Source organism: Mucilaginibacter sp. (assembly GCF_028288225.1).
GTDB lineage: Bacteria > Bacteroidota > Bacteroidia > Sphingobacteriales > Sphingobacteriaceae > Mucilaginibacter.
The window spans coordinates 1-19,691 of record NZ_JAQBOC010000044.1 but is presented as its reverse complement, the minus strand read 5'-3'; the positions used below and the strand labels follow the sequence as shown (position 1 = coordinate 19,691).

General features: G+C 45.1%; 20 protein-coding genes. 17 read left to right on the top strand and 3 right to left on the bottom strand.

The features are described 5' to 3' along the window. The first annotated feature begins 365 nt into the window (after positions 1-365). From JWQ54_RS13400 to JWQ54_RS13330, 15 genes are all read left to right on the top strand, one after another. Positions 366-707, top strand: coding sequence for a transposase (locus tag JWQ54_RS13400; RefSeq protein ID WP_299585469.1), 342 nt, complete (start codon positions 366-368; stop codon positions 705-707). 112 nt (positions 708-819) lie between these two features. Further along, positions 820-1,131, top strand: coding sequence for a hypothetical protein (locus JWQ54_RS13395; protein WP_299585467.1), 312 nt, complete (start codon positions 820-822; stop codon positions 1,129-1,131). 236 nt (positions 1,132-1,367) lie between these two features. Further along, a complete protein-coding gene (locus tag JWQ54_RS13390) occupies positions 1,368-1,649 on the top strand; it encodes an ATP-binding cassette domain-containing protein (protein WP_367187097.1) in 282 nt (93 codons plus the stop codon). Positions 1,650-1,723: 74 nt separating this feature from the next. Beyond that, complete coding sequence (locus tag JWQ54_RS13385; RefSeq protein ID WP_299585463.1) at positions 1,724-1,975, top strand: hypothetical protein; 252 nt, start codon at positions 1,724-1,726, stop codon at positions 1,973-1,975. A gap of 328 nt (positions 1,976-2,303) precedes the next feature. After that, positions 2,304-3,239: a hypothetical protein gene (locus JWQ54_RS13380; protein ID WP_299585462.1), complete on the top strand. Its 936-nt coding sequence runs from the start codon at positions 2,304-2,306 to the stop codon at positions 3,237-3,239. A gap of 79 nt (positions 3,240-3,318) precedes the next feature. Next, positions 3,319-3,459, top strand: a complete 141-nt coding sequence (locus JWQ54_RS13375) for a hypothetical protein (protein WP_299585460.1) — start codon at positions 3,319-3,321, stop codon at positions 3,457-3,459. Between the two features lie 35 nt (positions 3,460-3,494). Continuing rightward, positions 3,495-3,959 (top strand): hypothetical protein, encoded by a 465-nt coding sequence (locus JWQ54_RS13370; protein ID WP_299585458.1) that lies wholly within the window; start codon positions 3,495-3,497, stop codon positions 3,957-3,959. Next, entirely contained in the window at positions 3,928-4,242 is a 315-nt protein-coding gene (locus JWQ54_RS13365; RefSeq protein WP_299585456.1) for a hypothetical protein, read from the top strand. The genes JWQ54_RS13370 and JWQ54_RS13365 overlap by 32 nt, the downstream gene beginning before the upstream one ends. A 337-nt stretch (positions 4,243-4,579) precedes the next feature. After that, positions 4,580-5,314, top strand: coding sequence for a hypothetical protein (locus tag JWQ54_RS13360; RefSeq protein ID WP_299585454.1), 735 nt, complete (start codon positions 4,580-4,582; stop codon positions 5,312-5,314). Between the two features lie 515 nt (positions 5,315-5,829). Beyond that, positions 5,830-6,210, top strand: a complete 381-nt coding sequence (locus JWQ54_RS13355) for a hypothetical protein (RefSeq protein WP_299585452.1) — start codon at positions 5,830-5,832, stop codon at positions 6,208-6,210. A 144-nt stretch (positions 6,211-6,354) separates the two neighbouring features. Beyond that, positions 6,355-7,863 (top strand): MFS transporter, encoded by a 1,509-nt coding sequence (locus JWQ54_RS13350; protein ID WP_299585450.1) that lies wholly within the window; start codon positions 6,355-6,357, stop codon positions 7,861-7,863. 204 nt (positions 7,864-8,067) lie between these two features. After that, entirely contained in the window at positions 8,068-9,048 is a 981-nt protein-coding gene (locus JWQ54_RS13345) for a glycosyltransferase family 4 protein (RefSeq protein WP_299585448.1), read from the top strand. Further along, positions 9,038-10,297 carry a glycosyltransferase family 1 protein gene (locus JWQ54_RS13340; protein WP_299585446.1) on the top strand — a complete coding sequence of 420 codons (1,260 nt, stop codon included), beginning with the start codon at positions 9,038-9,040 and terminating at the stop codon, positions 10,295-10,297. The genes JWQ54_RS13345 and JWQ54_RS13340 overlap by 11 nt, the downstream gene beginning before the upstream one ends. Beyond that, positions 10,294-10,866: an HAD family hydrolase gene (locus JWQ54_RS13335; RefSeq protein ID WP_299585444.1), complete on the top strand. Its 573-nt coding sequence runs from the start codon at positions 10,294-10,296 to the stop codon at positions 10,864-10,866. The genes JWQ54_RS13340 and JWQ54_RS13335 overlap by 4 nt, the downstream gene beginning before the upstream one ends. Then, positions 10,856-12,013: a glycosyltransferase family 9 protein gene (locus JWQ54_RS13330; RefSeq protein WP_299585442.1), complete on the top strand. Its 1,158-nt coding sequence runs from the start codon at positions 10,856-10,858 to the stop codon at positions 12,011-12,013. The genes JWQ54_RS13335 and JWQ54_RS13330 overlap by 11 nt, the downstream gene beginning before the upstream one ends. Here the strand turns inward: JWQ54_RS13330 and JWQ54_RS13325 are convergent. From JWQ54_RS13325 to JWQ54_RS13315, 3 genes are read right to left on the bottom strand one after another with little or no spacing between them, the layout of a single operon-like run. Continuing rightward, positions 11,940-12,929 carry a glycosyltransferase family 9 protein gene (locus JWQ54_RS13325; protein WP_299585440.1) on the bottom strand — a complete coding sequence of 330 codons (990 nt, stop codon included), beginning with the start codon at positions 12,927-12,929 and terminating at the stop codon, positions 11,940-11,942. The genes JWQ54_RS13330 and JWQ54_RS13325 overlap by 74 nt on opposite strands. Beyond that, the gene (locus JWQ54_RS13320; RefSeq protein ID WP_299585438.1) at positions 12,926-13,897 is read right to left on the bottom strand and encodes a glycosyltransferase; all 972 of its coding nucleotides are present in this window, start codon (positions 13,895-13,897) and stop codon (positions 12,926-12,928) included. The genes JWQ54_RS13325 and JWQ54_RS13320 overlap by 4 nt, the downstream gene beginning before the upstream one ends. Next, on the bottom strand, positions 13,839-15,611 hold the full coding sequence (locus JWQ54_RS13315) for a carbamoyltransferase C-terminal domain-containing protein (RefSeq protein ID WP_299585436.1): 1,773 nt from the start codon (positions 15,609-15,611) through the stop codon (positions 13,839-13,841). The genes JWQ54_RS13320 and JWQ54_RS13315 overlap by 59 nt, the downstream gene beginning before the upstream one ends. Before the next feature lie 655 nt (positions 15,612-16,266). Here JWQ54_RS13315 and JWQ54_RS13310 point away from each other — a divergent pair. Together JWQ54_RS13310 and JWQ54_RS13305 are read left to right on the top strand one after the other, a co-directional pair. Beyond that, positions 16,267-16,482: a hypothetical protein gene (locus JWQ54_RS13310; protein ID WP_299585434.1), complete on the top strand. Its 216-nt coding sequence runs from the start codon at positions 16,267-16,269 to the stop codon at positions 16,480-16,482. 714 nt (positions 16,483-17,196) lie between these two features. After that, positions 17,197-19,691, top strand: a 2,495-nt coding sequence (locus tag JWQ54_RS13305) for an S-layer family protein (protein WP_299585432.1), incomplete at its 3' end; no start/stop codon positions are given.

Genomic DNA, 19,691 nt, shown 5'->3' with positions numbered 1-19,691 from the left:
CTTTTTAATAAATATTAAAAACGAAGCCAGGCAACATGCATGCTCATGCTATTACGCTGACCGTATATGTCGGATTTACCGGTGGCAGACATAATATTTGCTATTGGTTTATACAGGCGCTTTATTTAATATTTAAATGTGAATACTAATAACCAAGAAACGATAATTCCAAATTGCGGCAGCAATGTAGTAGGAAATATTTGCTTTCTTTTAAGTCAAATACCCTACAACAGCACTACAGATAACCTATATACATGGGTGTCCTTAAATTATCCCTTTGAAAACAAAAAAAATATTTTGTGTGAATACTTGTGCTAAACAGGGGGTAAAGACTAAAAAAATAAAATTTTTTTTCTTTACTTGGAGTGCCAGTTGCCGGGCTGGGCATTTGCTTCTTTGTCCTGGAATTTCGGCGCTCAGGCGGGGACATATTCATCATATGCAAAGACAAACAACAAGCCTTCAAAAAGATCGCTACCTGGTGTAATGATGTAGCAGCCGAAGAGATTGATGCTTTTAAAACGGTTGCAACATCTGTAAAAACGCATTGTGACACTATCTTGAATTTCTTCGATAACAGGAGTATCAATGCATCCGCAATGTCATTCAACGCTAAGGTCAAAGCTTTTAGAGCTACTTTGAGAAGCAAAAGAAGTATTATGTTCTTTTGTTCAGGGTGCTTAAATGGCTTATTCCCAGACTTTTAACCTCATTTTTATTTGTGCCCTGCGCCGATGCTATCCATCTTATTGTATGTTTTAAATCCTGCCTTTACCGTAAGGGAAGTTGTATTACCAAATCAAAAAAAGATGATGGAACTTGGAATTTAAAAATCAGAGTTACCCACAAAAGAAAAACAAATTACATCAGCACTCAGCATTTTGTAGTGTCAAACAATTAAGAACGGATTTTACTATTAAAGATCCGATCGTGTTGAAGGCTATCAACCCTTTTCTGGATGATTATCGAACTAAGATAACCGACCTGAAATTAAAGCTTAATCAATATGATGTAAACAACTTGATCAATTTTCTAACAGATCAAGGAATTAAATCCGCTGAAGAGATTAATATTATCGAATTTGATTGGAACAAATTGGCGTTTAAAAGCCTTGAACGTGGGACGGATTAAATGGTCAAGTTAACCGGAATATACAGTTTGATGACATAAAAAAGTTATTGGACACTTAACGCTCCGCAAGGAACCCGCCTGGAATTTGGGCGACCTAATATAGACGCAACCGGCTATCCGAAAATGGCTTGACAGCGATCCGTCAGGAAAGTAATACACACTTAGCCATACCGATAAATTTTATTGATCTACCTTGATTTAGATACCTCAGATATTACCGTCCAGCTTTTAGCGTATTGGACAATATCATGCTTCCGGCATTAAAGCTGAAGAAAAAAAGCCGGCCGGAGATTGAGGAAAAGGCTTATCACCATCTCCAATTGCTGGGAATGCAGGACCAGGCGCTAAAACCGGCCAGCCGTTTATCCGGCGGGCAGCAACAGCGGGTAGCTATTGCACGAGCATTAATTAATGATCCGTCAATCATTATGCGTGATGAGCCTACCGGTAACCTGGACTCGAAGAATACAGGAATGGTGTTTGATATTTTTAAACAACTATCTGTTGATAATGGCTAGACGATCATTGCGGTTACACACGATGAGGATTTTGCTATGAGAAGTGACCGGGTAATTGAATTAAATGATGGGCAATGCATACCTGGACTTATGGAATGAATTATAGTTACGGCGTTGCGGGTGGCTGTTATGGACTGTCCGTTTATGGCAGACAATTCAAAAGCCGTCCGGAGGCACTTTCGTGTGCACTAAATGAACTTAAGATTATGATGACTAAAAAGATAGGTAGTACTGATACGACCAATGACAAACAGCCGGTAATTTTAGCGACTTTGCGGGATATTGAAAAGGAACTGGTAGGTGCGGTGCAACTAACACTATTTTAGCGAGGATATATTTTTATTAAAAGATATTCTTATTTACCGGCCTTAGCCAGGTTACTACCCCTTTACCCGCGTTGGGAATCAGGGAAATATGTGTCATTGAACTGCCCGGTGCAGTAAATGAGACGGTTTTTTCATTTTCAGTATCGGTTTTTACTATGGACTATGGTCTATCGATCATGGACTAAAACCTATACACCAATAAGTTGGTAAACCACCCCTTTAGGGTGATAGGTGACGTGTAAATAATATGTATTTTTATAAAAAAACCAAGCCAAGGGAATCGACTTAACCGTGGCTTTTTTGCGAAACTGAATTTCAATTTTTAAATGTGCATTATAAACGTTGTGCCGCTTGTTTATTATTAACGCTGAATTTCTTTTCTGCAGCTGCTCAAAAAGCGGAGCAGCATTATCTTCATCATTCAGATACCGTTAATAATGTAGTGAGGTTATGGAAGGCATCCGGCAATACAAAGCTGGTTGTTTTATTACCGCCTTACGGAGGCGATCAGAATTATTACAATTCTTCAAAATTACCGTCGCTGCTCAATGTAAACAACATCGATTTTGCTGTAATTCATCCCGGCAATGTCGGATACACCAGGGATGACGATATTAAACGGCTTGATTCTTTAATTGCCTTAATCGTTAAAAAATATCATTATAGTCCTGATGGTATAATAATCGGGGGATTTTCGGCAGGCGGGTATGGGGCAATGAAATATGTGCTGAAAAAACAAAAGGGCGAATTAAATTTAAGCTACGCGCCAAAAGCGGTTTTTTCTGTCGATGCTCCTTTAGACATGGAACGATGGTATACGTCGTTAAACCTTGTCAGGCAGCGCGTCGACACGGCCAACATGATGTATGGCGAGGCGAATTACCTGGTCGGGATGTTTAATGAGCTTTATGGGAGCCCGCCGGCTCAAAATGTGGATATATACCGGAAAAATTCGGTTGTTTCTGTTTTTTTACCCGATGGCGGAAATGCCATATATTTCAAAAACATTCCCGTGCGGCTATATACCGAACCCGATATCAATTGGTATATCGATCATTTGAACCTGGATTACCTGCTGATCAATGCCATTGATCAGGCAGCGCTTGTAAGCATTTTGAAACTGCAGGGCAATAAAAATGTCTCGCTGGTAACCACTACCGGCAAGGGCTACCGACCCGAACTGAATAATATACGGATGCCGCATTCCTGGCAAATTGTTGACGAAAATGAGCTGGTTAACTGGATTGTGAGATATATAAAGTAACTATAACTCTCCGAGCCAGGAATACCTTTCTTCCAAAGTGGATACGGTCACTGTCCGCCTGCTCGGGTCGGTGGGCCTGGTGAGTGCCGAGACTACCGTGGTAGGCAAAGCGAACGGGCAGATCAGTACGATCCGTACCTGTTACCTGGATGTGTATGAAAAAAGAAAAAGGTGCTGGTATGCCGTGGCTTCGCAGGTGGCTTTGCTGAGCGAGAAATAACTTTACCTAAGCATAAAATTATTTAACTATCAGCCATGAAAAAGACCTTTTACCTTATTGTATTACTGGCGCTGACCCTGGGCACCGCCCGGGCACAGATCGATACGACAGCCAATTTACCCGCTGCCGACAAGCTGTATGGGTTGAGCAAATTCTGGTCGGAAGCCAGTGATAATTTTATGTATTTCGATCATGCGAAGATCAAGTGGGACAGCGCTTACCGTGCCTATATCCCCCAGGTGCTGGCCACAAAAAATACCTGGCAGTATTACCTGGTGATGCAACGTTTCTGCGCCCTGTTAAAGGACGGGCATACCGACATCGAATTCCCCGGCGCCCTGGTAGTTCTCGGGATGTCCCGTTACCGCTGGATCTATATCGAGGATTTTAACAAAAAGTTCATCGTGACCGGTATTCCGGTGCAGTTCAACGGACAGGTGCCGCTGGGGTCGGAAATGGTCAGCGTAGATGGCATCGAGGCAAAGGCCAGAAGAGGTTGATGAGTTGCTTTCCCGCAAAGCAGGAGCGGCTATAGCTGGCGAGAAGCTGCGTGACAGGGCCCTTGTATATTTAGAATCTAGTGACAACGCCAACGCCATTAAAATACTGCACGAATTAAAACTCAAATGGTTTAATCAGGATACTGTAAGAGGAATGATATTGACCTGTCTGCTGTTGGCGAATACCTATCAAAAACAAGAGCTTTTCTTTGCTTCAAAGTACTTCGGCCTAGTGGCCGCCTACTTAGCATATAAAACGAAAGACACCTCACTAAACGCATAGATAATTATAAATCGAAGACTACTTTAGAAAAGACTGCCTAAGCGTTGCGAAAAAAGCATTGGAATTATTGCTCATCAACACTTTGGCCTGGCAGGAGTTCGTGGCGCGATGTTTGAAACAAAAAATTTATAAGTCTAAATCTGCTATTAGACGCAAATCAGGCAGGAAATGGTTCGAAATCTGTACAGTAGCCAGCACCTTACTGGACAAGTGAAAAAGAACATCACTTGTCCAGTTTTTTCTTACACCTAATTTGCTGTTAATCAATAGAATTGCCTCCATTGCTTCATTCCTTCGCGTAGTTCGAACCTCAAACCCGTCAAATACCATATTTCCGTTGATGTACCTGTATGGCTATGATCAACTTGATCGCCTGACGAAACAGACAGCATTTAGTGGACTGAACCCGACAACGAATGTATGGACCCCGGTTTCATTAAATGACTACAAGGAAAATGTTAGCTACGATGGTAACGGAAATATTAAAACTTATGTAAGAAACGGCAATTATCTGGCTACTAATACAACTGCCGTCATGGACAACCTTACCTACAACTATTCAAAGGATATAAATGGGGTGTTGGAGAATAATCGGTTAACTTATCCTTCCGAATTGAGCAAAAATGGGAATAGCGAAATTATAATACAGAAAAAAAATTGTTTAGATGCGCTATCTAAATTTGCGGATACTTTAAAGGTATATAAAGAAGGATTGCTCAACGATACTAACAAAGAAAAAAATAACGTAATAAAAAACTGCCATTTAAAGGACTATAGGCATGAAATTAAAATGCAGTCAGCCATAGTATTGATTATGCTCAAATTTTATAACTATGATTTAAAACAAGGTTGGGCGCATGAAAGGGGAGCAGTTTTGGCTGATATGTCAAATCTTACCAACCAAATAATTTTTGAATACGCTTATTTATATTATGGTAAAGAAAGATATTATACAGAAGATTTATATGTAGAAGATGTTATTAGCTTTATTAAAAAGAACCCTGTATTCCTAAAAAATTCGCAAAACAAAAAGCAGTATGATGATTCGTTTAAATTTAATAGAAAGAGATAAAATATTCAGCGTTGAAAGGAACATTACAACTTAACTGTACAATTAATCCTACTGATTATGTTCCCACCTAAAAAATAAACTCAATAGCAATGAAAATTAAAATAAGTTTGAATGTAATCGTTTTAATATCGTTTTTTATTACAGCATGTGGACAAAATAATAAGCTGGCATGAAAATCGCAGGAATCCGGGCATGAAGATAATTACCTGCGGGAAAATAAACCTTTGTTTTGCGGAGACTGGTGCAAACGCAGTTAATTAAAAAAAATAATAAATATCGATCGCTGGCACTGGATTTTTGAAGAACAACCCAATATTCGGATATAGGCCGATGGGATCAATCGCGTAATCATTGTCGGGTGTCTGGACAATACCCGAGTGAACATTAGGCTAACGATCGTAAACTGTTCGAGTTAGGAAAGGAGCTATAAGACCATCAACGAACTGCTCGAACATTAGCCAAACAATAGAAAAGGGAAGCATTCATTACATGGGGGGATCCGAAGGGCCTGCGGGTTGAAAATTGCTACAATAAAAAGGGGCAATAAAATATTAGCGGGGGCAATTGGGAGAAGTGCTGCAGATGCCGAGCATATCGCCGCTGAATTTTGCGGGTGTTTGTTAAGGAACGTTTCTCCTTATGGGGAACTGCACCGATCCTGGGAATCTGTTTATCGTGATATCAACGAGCGCGAGCAGTCAGGGTTTAGTAATGCCATTAAAATGGCCCGCGGGCTAAATTGTAGTACTTTGGAATTAACGGATAATGACGGGGATGTTTTTAAAGACTTGTGTGACCAGGCTCAGATCATTTCTTCCGATAAAACCGCACGGATACAGGAAGGGCATATTTTGATCGGACGTAATTTAGGTAAAGCAGTCGACGATCCGTATTAAGCGGTGTAAAAAAATGCAAGTAAAAAAACAAACAGGCAGGTAGCTTATATAATGCTGTAATGCGACACAGGTCTGATGTTTGCTGCCCGGTCTTCGTTGCCGCACCGCAAAAGCGGCTACTATATAAAATATAAATGAGCCAATATGATTAACTTAAGTCCATCCCGGGTAATATCAAAAAAAGCCGTTGCTAAGGGGTTAAAATTGGTTATAGCCGATGGCATGGCAGCCGAGGCTATGGTTGTTTTCACCAGTGGCACGTTTCTCACGGCAATGGCTATAAAGCTGGGCGCTACTAATTTCCAGCTGGGATTATTTGCCGCACTGCCTACTTTCACCACTATGTTTCAATTATTGTCCGTGTGGCTGGTTCGTAAGTTCAATAACCGCCGTGTGATAACGGCATTATTCAACCTGCTGGCACGCTTGCCCATACTGACCATCGGTGCGATCCCCTTTCTGTTCACCGGCGGCACCACAATAGAAGTATTATTCCTGTTGCTATTTTTTCAGCATATTTTTGGCGACATCGCCGGGGCTAGCTGGAACTCATGGATAAAGGATTTAGTGCCCGCAGGTCAAATGGGTGCGTTCTTTTCGCGCCGGACACGCATGTCACAGACCCTGAACGTGACCTTGAGCCTGGCAACCGCACTGTGTATCGATTATGTGAAGGCTCACGATCCGAAAGCAGAGATCATAATGTATCACCTCATGTTCCTGGCAGGTGGCGGGCTTGGGCTGCTGAGTGTTGTTTTTTTATTGGGTACGCCCGAGCCGAAGGCTAGGCGGATCAACGACAAGCTGCTCACTTTATTTGCGATGCCATTAAAAAATGTAAACTTTAAAAATTTATTGATCTTTAATTCCTTCTGGGCCTTTGCGCTTAACCTCGCTACCCCTTTTTTTGCGGTATACATGTTAAAAACCGTAAAATTGCCACTCTCTTATGTAATCTCGCTGGGCCTGCTCGGTCAGCTCAGCGGTATACTGTCCTATAAATTGTGGGGAAAATACACCGACCGCTTTAGCAACAAAACAATCATCGGTATTTGTGCGCCGCTTTATATAATTTGTATACTGGCGTTTGCATTCGTTGCGGTTCCGGGCCAAAAGTTGTTGACCATTACCCTGCTGATCGTCATTTACTTTATAAGTGGTTTGTCGATCGCAGGTATCAACCTGTCGCTAAACAATATTGGGCTTAAACTGGCTGCTGAGAACGAAGCCATTGCTTACATATCCGTCAAAAATATGTTCGTCGCTTTCTTTTCCACCCTTGCACCGCTGATTGGGGGGGTACTGGCGGACTTTTTTGCAACGCACCAGTTCAGCGGCAACCTCCGGTTTAAGAGTGCGCAGGGGATAACCAATTTCACGCTTATTAATCTCCAGGGATGGAATTACTTCTTTATCATAGGAGGGCTGCTCGCCTTGCTGTCTTTGCGGTTTTTAAGCCGGGTGCAGGAATCCGGCGAAATTAATAAAGGCCGTGCAGTCAATTTTATGCGCGCCCAGGTGCGCAGCGGGTTAGAAGAGAATCTAGGCCGGCGCATCAGCCAGGGGATCCTGCTACCATCAGATCTGATCAGAAGACGCTTAAAGAAACGGGCCAGGCAACGTCGGTCTGTCGCTGCCCGCAAGGGCAAATAGCGCTTTGATTTTATTATTTCGCAAAAAGAAATAATATGTCTTTATGAATTAAATTTTATCGTATTAAATTACATACACTCCCACATACACCCTGTAGTTTTACTTGAACACTTCTGTAAAGATGTCAGAAGCGTTTCAATCCGACACAAGCGCTGCTGACATTTTGGTGTTGTATTTGTCTATTATGAATTAATAAAGGCAATTATGGACAATCAACTTAAAATTTTCACATGGCATATTCATGGTAGTTACCTTTACTACTTATCGCAGGGTAATTACCAAATCTGCATTCCGACCAAGCCCGTAAGAACGGAAGGCTATTATGGGCGCGGCGAAACCTTTCCCTTTGCCGAAAACGTAATCGAAATCTCGTCGGAGGAGGTTAAAAACCATCATTTCGACTGTATCCTGTTTCAAACCAATCAAAATTTCCTGGAGGATCAATTTGAAATATTGTCGGCAGCGCAGCGTGCCCTGCCGAAGATCTACCTGGAACATGATCCGCCAACCGGGCACCCGACAAATACCAAACACCTGGTTGATGATCCGGAAATTGCCCTGGTGCATGTTACTCATTTTAACCGGTTGATGTGGGACAACGGCAGAACCCCAACTTACGTGATCGAGCATGGCGTATCGCGGCCGGCCGCAGCTTATACCGGTCAACTGGAAAAGGGTATCGTGGTGATCAATAATTTGCCCTCCCGCGGGCGCCTGCTGGGACTGGATGTATTTAAGGAGGTGTGCAAGCATATTCCTATCGATCTGGTTGGCATGGGTACCGGCGAACTGGGCCTGGGCGAAATACTGCATCCGCAATTGCCGGAATTTATCAGCGAATACAGGTTCTTTTTTAATCCCATCCGCTATACTAGCCTGGGTTTAGCGGTGTGCGAAGCAATGATGCTTGGTATTCCGGTCGTCGGGCTGGCTACTACGGAATTGGCTACAGTTATCGCAAACGGCAGCTCCGGATATGTACACACCGATGTTGGCTACCTCGTAGAAAAAATGAAGCTGCTGCTCAATGACCCGGAACATGCCATGCGGCTTGGGCAGGCCGGCCGCGAAACCGCGTTGAAAAAATTTGACATCAGCCGCTTTACCGGCCAGTGGGAGCAGCTTTTCCGGAAAGTTGTCAATAATAACAAACACCTAATAACACAAGACCTTTATGAAAGATAAAATTAAATCCATAGCGTTTATCAGTGATCATGCGTCCCCGCTCGCAGACCTTGGAGGTGTAGACACCGGGGGGCAAAATGTTTATGTAGCGCAACTGTGCCGTTTCCTGGCCGGTCAGGGCTATGCGATCGATCTCTATACCCGCTGGGACAACGCCGAAATGCAACAGGTAGTTAATTGGCTTCCCGGGGTAAGGGTGATCCATGTAAAGGCCGGGCCGGTGGAGATCACGCCAAAAGAAGAGCTACTACCGTTCATGCGCGAGTTCCGGGAGAATATGATGGCTTTTATGCGGCAGGAAAACCGGAATTATGAGCTCATCCACGCTCATTTCTTTATGTCGGCATTGGTTGCGGCCGGCATCAAACAACTGCTGGGCATACCCTATACCGTAACATTCCATGCGCTGGGCGCTATCAGGCAGATCCACCAGGGCAGCAGCGATAAATTCCCATGCGACCGTATCCAGATTGAAAAAGAGGTAGCCTTACTGGCCGACCGGGTGATTGCCGAATGCCCGCAGGACAGGGACGATCTGATGATGCATTATGGCGTGCCCGCCTGCAAAATCTGCATCATTCCTTGTGGTTTCAGCAACCAGGAATTCTACCCCGTGGAAAAACATCAAGCCCGCGAATTGCTCAAGCTCAACGCCGACGAACCTATCGTTCTACAACTTGGCCGTATGGTACCGCGCAAAGGTGTGGACAATGTAGTTAAAGCCATTGCCAAATTGAAAGCAAACGGCAAAAAAGTAAAGTTGGTTATTGTCGGGGGCGAAAGCGAATATCCGGATCCTCAAAGCAGCCCTGAACTTTCCCGCCTGTATAGCATTGCCCAGGCACATGATGTGCTGGATCATATTCATTTCGCGGGACGTAAAGGCCGGGATGAGCTGAAGTATTACTATTCGGCTGCTGATGTTTTTGTGACTACGCCATGGTACGAGCCTTTTGGCATCACGCCGCTGGAAGCCATGGCCTGCGGCACACCAGTTATCGGTGCGAATGTGGGCGGCATTAAATATTCGGTTGTCGATGGTGAAACCGGAGCGCTCGTTACACCGGATGATCCTGATGAACTTGCTGATAAGGTAAACGAACTGATATTTGATAAGGACCGGTTACAACGGCTCGGACAAAATGCCATCGAACGCGTAAACCGGTATTTTACCTGGACAAACGTCGCTGAGAAGGTAAGCAGCGTTTACGAAAATATTATGGATCAGAAATTAATGCAGGCCGGATGAATACTGCCCGGAGAGCCGTTTTTATAGACAAGGATGGTACGCTGATAACCGACCTTCCTTATAATGCAGACCCGGAAAAAATCGCCTTCAGCCCGAATTGTCTAATTGGTTTGCAGCAATTGCAGCGACAGGGCTACCGCCTGGTGATCATTACCAATCAAAGCGGTATCGCGATGGGCTATTTTAGTGCACAGGCATTGATAGCGGTCGAAGCCCGAATAAAAACGATGCTGGCTGCGGCCGGTATCCGGCTGGATGGCTTTTATTTTTGTCCTCACCACCCTAAAGGTACTGATCCTTTGTATGCAACCGTCTGTAACTGCCGCAAGCCGCAGCCCGGACTGTTACTGAAAGCTGCGCGTGAACTGGGTATTGACCTGGCGGAGTCCTGGATGATCGGTGATATTTTGAATGACGTGGAAGCAGGAAACAGAGCCGGCTGCAAAAGTATTTTAATTGAGAATGGGAACGAAACAGAATGGCTGCGAGGCGACTTTAGACGGCCAATAGCCCAAGCAAAGAATATTAATGAAGCAGCAGAATTTATCTTGAATAAAGATGGAGAATAGTTGGCAGGGTTGTAAAAATATACTTTGTATCCGCCCGGATAACATGGGCGATCTGCTGATGACCGGCCCTGCGCTGCGTGCGCTTAAGGAAAGTCTGAACTGCAAAATAACAGTGCTTACATCGTCTATGGCGGCCGGTATAGCCAGACTGATGCCCGGCATAGACGAAGTGATGATTTTTGATGTTCCCTGGGTTAAAAATAACGTAGCAGCGGAGGCCGGCGCTGTTGAGAATGCCGTACAAGAGATCAGGACGCGAAAATTCGACGCCGCGGTAATTTTTACGGTATACAGTCAGAATCCTTTGCCCACCGTAATGCTGGCCTACCTGGCCGGTATTTCAAAACGACTGGCTTTTTGCCGTGAAAATCCTTACCGGTTATTGACAGATTGGGTGCCCGACAAAGAGCCTTATTCGATTATCAGGCACCAGGTGAGGCGTGACCTCGAATTGGTTGCAGCTGTTGGCGCCACTACGTTAAACGATAGGTTACTATTGACCATCAACACCGAGCTGAAAGAATGTATTCTGCAAAAATTAAACAATATCGGGATAGCAACGGATAAATCCTGGTTGATTATTCATCCGGGTGTAAGTGAGCCTAAGCGGCAGTATCCTGTGGAAAAATGGGCCGCCGCCGGAAAAGAGCTGATTAAAAGGAAAGGTTACCAGGTGATAATTACCGGAGCTGCAGCCGAGCGGGCGTTATGCGAAACCTTAAAGGAACAGACTGGTATGCAGAGCTTTAACGTAGCAGGAATATTTACGCTTGAAGAATTTATAACGCTGATTGGAATGGCGAAGGTGGTGGTATCTGTGAATACCGCCACCGTCCACATCGCGGCGGCGACAGGAACGCCGGTCGTTGTCCTTTACGCGCTTACCAATCCGCAGCATACGCCGTGGAAGGTACCTTGCAGGGTTTTGCCTTACCAGCCTCATGCGGCACCCCAAAGCAAAAATGAAGTAATCAGGCAGGTCAATACGTTCCTGTATCAGCAGCAGATACCTATGCCGGACGAACATGCCATTGTTTGTGCGATTGAAGAACTGACGGATTCCGATTTTTCGCCTAATGCGGTGTTTGCAGCAGCTCCGCCGCCTGCTCGAACACCGTTTGAAGACCGGGTTGATCCAGCCAGTTGATGGTGCGGTGAATTTTCTTGTTAATGGGCCCCCAGCGTTCGGGCTCACCATCCATACTGATAACGATGCTGGGCGTTTTAAATGCGGCAGCCATGTGCGACACACCAGTGCAATTCGAGATAAGTGCACCGGCATTTTTTATTAATATGCCGATTGCACCGAGGCTGGTTTTTCCTGCCAGGTTTATGGCCGGCTTTTCCATGCAGCTGATTACCGCGCTTACAATTTCCGTTTCTTCGTTTGTGCCGGTGAGCACCACCTCAAAACCACCATCAGCGACATAATCGGCCAAAGCCGCAAAGTTGCGGGCAGGCCACTGTCGCCAGGCGCCGCGTGACCCGGGATGGATGCAAACATATTCCTTATAGCGCAAATGCAATTTCAGGTCATCGTAATCCTGCTGATCCTGCCGGCTTATCGGAAACTCCAGATCAATGCCTTGTGAGGAAATGCCAAGGAATTCCATTAGCTTAATGTGCCGCTCAATTTCGGAGCCTTCGTTGGGATAAGGCATAAAGTAATCAACGTTAGGCGCATAATCACCCGGTAAGTAAAATCCGGCAGTATAATGCGCTTCAAACAATTCAACCATAGCATTAACGATGGTTCCGTCGCCCTGCATTTGCAGCGCCAGGTCGAAATGTCGGCTTTGCACCTTGTTCAAAAACGAAGCGAACACTACAGGGTCAACCGGTTGTTCGGGCAAACCGGGATAACCCGGAAACCAGATAAAATCATCAAAGTAAGCGGAGTATCGCGCCGTAAACGATTTTCCCCAGGGTAAGCCTGCCAGCGTGATATGAGCTTGCGGATAAGCATGGCGTAAAGCGCGCATGGCCGGCACATGGCACAACATGTCCCCCAACTGCAACGCCCGGAAGACGATGATCTTTTTGATATCGGCCGGTACTTTCATAAAAATAGTACCCGGTATTTAAAAGCACCATAAAATTGCCAGTAAACCGACAGGAAGGGGATCAGCAACGATGTAACCGCCATTTCCAATAAATGACGCGGCTTCCGGCTGGTGAACTTCAGCCTGCGGAAGGCAAAAAACACTGACAGGGCAAGCCAGCCGGTCAGTCCGGCGGTAATCAGTAAGGGCGTTTTTAATAGCCCGCCGGCCGGCATTAGGAGGAAAAAGCTGAGCGTTGCATAATAATAAACCGGTGGATTTGGCTGTATTTTTTGCCTGTAAAGCTCCGGCCATTTTTTGTACAGCAATGCATTATACATGGTCTTTTTTTGCTCTTTGATGCTAACGCCCCATTTGGCTGTCCTGACCGGATGGGTAACGACTGCTGATTCCACCTTTTCGATCCAAATGCCGGCTTTAATCAGTTTGAATTCCAGGTCACTGTCTTCACGCCACGCCGTGGCGAATTGTTCATCAAAGCCGCCCGTTGCCAGCAATATACGTTTTGAACAGGCGCAATTGGCGGTAATGAAATCGGCTTCTTCCAAATGAGCGACATTACGTTCATAGTCGGTCGGACAGGCTGGAAGCGGGACAATGGTTTTGCCTGTAAATACTTTGCTTTTATCAGTAACAAAACGCTCGTAATAAGAGCAGAGCCAATTATTGGCAGGCTGGCAGTCATCATCCGTAAAAACGATCAGTGCTCCCTTTGCCAAAAGCCAGCCATAATTACGAGCGGCGGCAGGGCCTTTTTTGGCAGGCAGCGCATAATATTGCACCGGAAGTGCCCTGTGTTTGTTAAAAGCCGTGACAGCCTTTTCGGAAAGCGGATCGGCGCCGTCGGAAACAACGATAATTTCAAAAGCGCCCGCGGCGAACCGCTGTGTATAAACTGCGCGGAGGCAGTTAAGCAATAGTTCCGGACGCCTGTAAGTAGGAATTACTACGGATAGTTGAATGTTCATTTTTTTCAATTAAAAAAGATCCGATAATCAGTGCATCAAAAGGGGAGGTCCAGAAACATTCAATAGCATCACGCGGCGAGCAAACAATAGGTTTGCCGAGGGTGTTGAATGAGGTATTAACTAAGACCGGAACACCTGTTTTTTTGTAAAAAGCCGTTAACAAGTCATAATATTGAGGATGCTGCCCGCGGTTAATGGTTTGGATACGGGCCGTTCCGTCCACATGCCGCACCGCAGGTATCTGGTCTGCTTTTTCCTCCTTCACGCTGTAAACAAATAACATAAACGGCGAATAAACGGCATTTTCAAACCAGTTGCCGGCTTCCTCTTCCAGCACCACCGGCGCTACGGGCCGGAAATCCTCGCGGTCTTTCACCTCGTTGAGCCGCGACTGCATTTGAGGACTGATGGGAGATGCCAGTATAGACCGGCTGCCCAAAGCACGCGGTCCATATTCCATCCTGCCCTGGTACCAGCCGATAATCTTGTCCTGCGCCAGTATTTCAGCAGCCTCTTCAGCAACATTGCTCAGCTTTTTATAAGGGACCTTAGCCCTTTTGATGAATTTTTCGATCTCGTCGTCGCTGTATTCAGGTCCCCAATAGGCATGATCCATAACAAAACGCTCCTTCAGGCTATTGCGTTTTTGGGCGTCGATCCACAAAGCGGCGCCCAGCGCGGTGCCATCATCGCCCGATGCCGGTTGCACCCATATGTTTTTAAACAAGCCTTGTTCGCGGATCCGTCCGTTCAGGACGCAGTTCAGTGCTACGCCGCCTGCAAAGCAAAGGTTTTCGTCCCCTGTTTTGCGGTGCAGCCATTCAGTAATCTTTAAAACCGTTTCTTCCAGTACCAGCTGTAAGGAATGCGCGATGTCAAAATGCTTGCCCGTAAATTCTTCATGCCGCAGCCGTTTGGGGCCGAAACGCTCTTCCAGATTTTGGTTGCTAACCGTATAAAGGCCGTTTTCGCCCAACCGGATCATTTCCCTGAAGTCATTTGCATAAACTGGATTACCGTAAGAGGCCAATGCCATAACCTTGTATTCGTCGGATGAGTGCAGAAAGCCCAGGTGGGTAGTAATTTCTTCATAAAGCAGTCCAAGCGAATTAGGCATGTTGACCTGGCCTATGCGGTACAAACTATTACCCGTTCCAATGCTGTAGGTAGCCGTTGCCTTTTCCCCGCGGCCGTCCATGGTCATGACAGCCGCATGCTCGAAGGGCGAGCAATGGAAGCAGCTTGCAGCGTGGGCGATATGATGCTCTACAAAGTGCCATTCAAAGTCGTTTACCGAGGTTCCGATGAAGCGCTGCTGCAAATGATGTGGGTACCCATCAACCAATTGCTGCGGGGCATTGACGATGGATGACAGGAATAATGGGTCCCAGGGGCTGAACCATTCTTTTGCCAGCTTGTCATCGCCTGGTTCGAGTGGTATTCCGATTTGAGTTTTTCCGGTATGATCGCCCAAGAGCAGGTGAGGATCAAAGGAATAAGCGATATGATCAATGTCCTTTAAGTGAATGCCCGCTGCCTTTAAACAATAATCAATTGCATGAAAAGGCAGTTCCCAGGTAGAAAACGGTACCGGGCGTTTGCCATGTTTGATATGCGTAAAACGTTCATCTGCTGCAGCTGCAAGTAATTGTCCGTCTTTTAATATGCAGGCTGCGGAATCGTGGAAGGCTGCGTTGATACCTAATATATACATCTCGTACTTGATTTTAATATTTTGATTTTTTTTAAGTTGCTGATAGCTGTCCCTATCGAACTTTGGTAAACAAATAACAGCTAACAGTTTATTAATTTAAATCGTAGTTAATTTAATAAACTTAAAACTATAAGATCAACAGAAAATCTAAAGACTGGTTTAAAAAATTTAAAAAAAATCACCACCGCAGTTAAAGGGTGCAGAATGGCCAGCTGCACCATGATCTCAGGCGGTGTTATAATCGCAGACATAGGCATTAAAATACTCATGGCTGTGAAATTGCGACCAGCAGCCGGTATTGTCTTTGAGATCCTGGAGGCCATTATCAACGATCCCGGGCCAATTATGGCAGTTAGTGGAGGGTTTGAAAAGCTGTAAATAAGCCGCAGCCAGCATATCCAGGTATTGCCGGCTCACCGTGGAGAAATAGATTGTGGACGAGCATTTATTGCAACATTGTCAATAAGGGCATCACCATCCATGCGAACCAGTCCTCCGTCAAACGGCTGTTGCCAAAGCTGATCGATCATGTCCAATCGGGCGGGTTAGACCCTATGGGTCTGATTACCCATCGCATACCATTAGAAGAAGTATCAGACGCCTATCGCCTGTTTTCGTCGAAACTGGATAATTGTATTAAAACCGTATTGATCCCATGAAAACCAACGAAGACTATAAAAAAATTCCCGGCTGGGGCATGGATGCCGACCTGGAAAATGAACCGACCTACCCGATGAAAAACTATACCGGGGACGATCACAACCGGATTAATTACGAACGTTCGGAAGATGTGAAGCTGCATGTTTCTGAACAACAAATAGGAGCCTGTCCGAGTCAGGCTTTCCGCCCGTCTGTTTCTTTACTGCTCTGATTTTCAGTTGATTACATCGATTTTGGTTGAAGTGTTGATTGCTTATCAATTAAAGGATTCAAACCCTGAATTTTAATAAAGTCATTACTTAATTCTGAAACTTTAGCCTCTAATATGTTTATTCCTGATTCTAGTCTATTATAGAATTTGCAGCGGAATCGGGTGTCAACCGATCCATGAATCAGGTGGTCAAGATCAGCGGAATATCCACCTTGATCCGTATTTTATGAAAAATTGAAAGGATAAGGCTTTCCCGGCCTCTGCATCTCGCCCAAGGGTTTTATTGCAGCGTATAATAATATATTGCAGCGTATAATAATATATGTGCTTAATAAGTATAATCCTATAGAGCTTACCTTTATAATATTGATAATGTGCTATTTACGAATAAAAACGGCAATTATTTTACCCATATCCCAGATATTCCCCATTTTGGGAAATATCTGTAAGTGATTGATTTTTAAACAAATAATTTATTCCATAAATATAATTATAAAATAAATTATACGGCAATTTATCTAACTAACGACGCAAAAAAGGGAATTAAAGACGAAAATACCTTTCGTTTTAATGTGAATGGTATAATAGTTGGCATATCCGTATCTACCACATACGGGGATTTAATTTTCTGGTAACCAGAACGATAAGTTATAAAAATGTGAATGCCTTAAATAAGTATTCACAAACCAAATATCAACCTTAAAATACTTTACCATGTCACAAAAAGGAATCTTGCAGGCGATTTTATCTTTAAAGGACAAAGTTCTTTTATCAACAGGAATTAATTCCCTTAGATCAAATTCAACAGAATTCAGTGTATTATCACTGGATAATGATTTTTATGCCGAAGTGGGTGTACCCATTATCAATGATTTTCCAGGGGAAAAGAGACGGTTAAAAGGTTTTATACCGAAGCCCGTCGTAAAGGCAATTACTTTCGCTACACGTTTGTTTGCTGCCAGGGCGGTAATGATTTTCTGTTTGCTATATTTTATTTCACCTTACGCATTTTCTCAAACCACCCAACCGGCGACTGTACAGACCGATCAGCAGGATTACGCCCCCGGCACTACGGTATATATTACCGGCGCCGGCTTTGCTGCAAATGAAGCGGTAACACTGCAGGTGCTGCATGCGGGTACCCCGACCGGCGACAACCAGACAAGTCAGGCGCACCTGCCCTGGACAGTAACAGCGGATTCTACCGGAAACATCACTGCAACATGGTTAGTGCCGCTTGACGAGGATGAGATAGGCGCAACACTGCAGTTGACTGCGGTGGGGCAGACTTCAAGAACAACGGCTCAGACAACATTTACGGATGCTGCTTCCTCTAACCTAGCCATTACGAGTTCCCCGAGTCCCGGAACATATGGTGGGACAATTACGCTTACAGCCACTTTGACTAAAGGTGGTGGAGCTGGAATTGGCGGTGAGCCGATAACTTTTAAATTTAATGGCAGTGGAGGTACCACGGTGGGGACTGCCATAACAAGTAGTTCAGGTGTAGCATCAATTACGGTTTCGTTAACTGGTAATGGCACATCTGGTGGGACAAGGATCAACGCAAATACTTATGCGAATTATATATATGCTACTTATACCGGGGCAGACGGAAACTTTCAAGCAAGTTCGAATACGAATAATTTAACAGTTAATCCGCTAGGTATTACTGCTGGTATGACCGCTCCTAATAAAGTGTACGATGGCACGGCCGGTTCAACGTTTACATTAGGAGCCCTTAGTGGCGTGCTCTCCGGGGATAATGTCACAGCAAGTGGCGGCACGGCTACTTTTAGTGATAAAAACGTGGGCACTGGAAAGACTGTAACGGCAACAGTGATTGTGTCATCAAATGCAAACTACGTCATAACCGCTAGCACCACTGCCAATATTACTAAGGCTTCGCTGACAGTAACGGCTACTGGTGTCAACAAGGTTTATAACGCCACCACTGCAGCCATAGTAACGCTGAGCGATAACCATTTCGGCACAGACGTGATTACAGAAGCCTATACTTCGGCGGCATTTTCGGATAAGAATGTTGCCAATGGCAAGACTGTGAACGTATCAGGAATCTCGATCAGCGGGGGAGCCGATGCGGGTAACTATACTCTGGGTAATACGACCGCTGGCACCACAGCCAACATTACCAAAGCTTCGCTGACGGTTTCGGCCACTGGGATCAACAAGGTGTATGACGGAAATACAACAGCCGCGGTAACGCTGAGTGATAATCACCTGGGCACAGACGTGGTTACAGAAGCCTATACTTCGGCGGCATTTTCGGATAAGAATGTTACCAACGGTAAAACGGTGACTGTAAGCGGTATATCGATCAGCGGCACCGATGCAGGTAATTATACCTTCAACTCGAGTACTACAACGATAGCCAATATCACATCCCGGACATTAACTGCAACAGCTTCGGCTTCAAACAAAGTTTATAACGGAACAACGGCGGCTGCGGTAATACTAAATGATGACAGGATAAGCGGCGATAATCTTACTGTCCATTTCGCTACCTCTACTTTTTCAGATAAAAATGTAGGCACCGGAAAGATTGTAACTATAACACCTCTCTCTATAACGGGCCCTGCCTCCGGCAACTATACGCTCGCCAGCACTACGATAACTACAACAGCGAATATCACCCAACTTCCGCTCGCAATAACAGCAACCGGCGTAAATAAGGTTTATGACGGCACCACCTCAGCAACAGCGACGCTGAGCGATAACCGTCTGACTGGTGATGTTTTCACTGATTCTTATACCACAGCTAACTTTGCAGACAAGAACGTAGGCATAGGCAAAACTGTAAGCGTATCGGGTATTTCGATAACTGGTACCGGCGCGGGTAATTATTCATTTAATACAACAGCGGCAACTACTGCCAATATTTCTGTTGCCAGCGTTACAGTAACAGCTGATGCGCAAACAAAGACCTACGGCAATACGGACCCATCGCTAACCTATAAGGTTACCACCGGAGCGGTGGTATCCGGGGATAGTTTTACCGGCGCGCTGAGCCGCACATCGGGCGAAGCCGTGGGCAGCTACCCGGTTGGGCAGGGCACGGTGGCCCTGGGCACGAACTATACGCTGAGCTATGCGGGCGCCAACCTTGACATTACGGCAAGGCCGGTAACCATAACAGCAGACGCAAAAACCAAAGTCTACGGTGACTCAGACCCCTCGCTGACCTATCA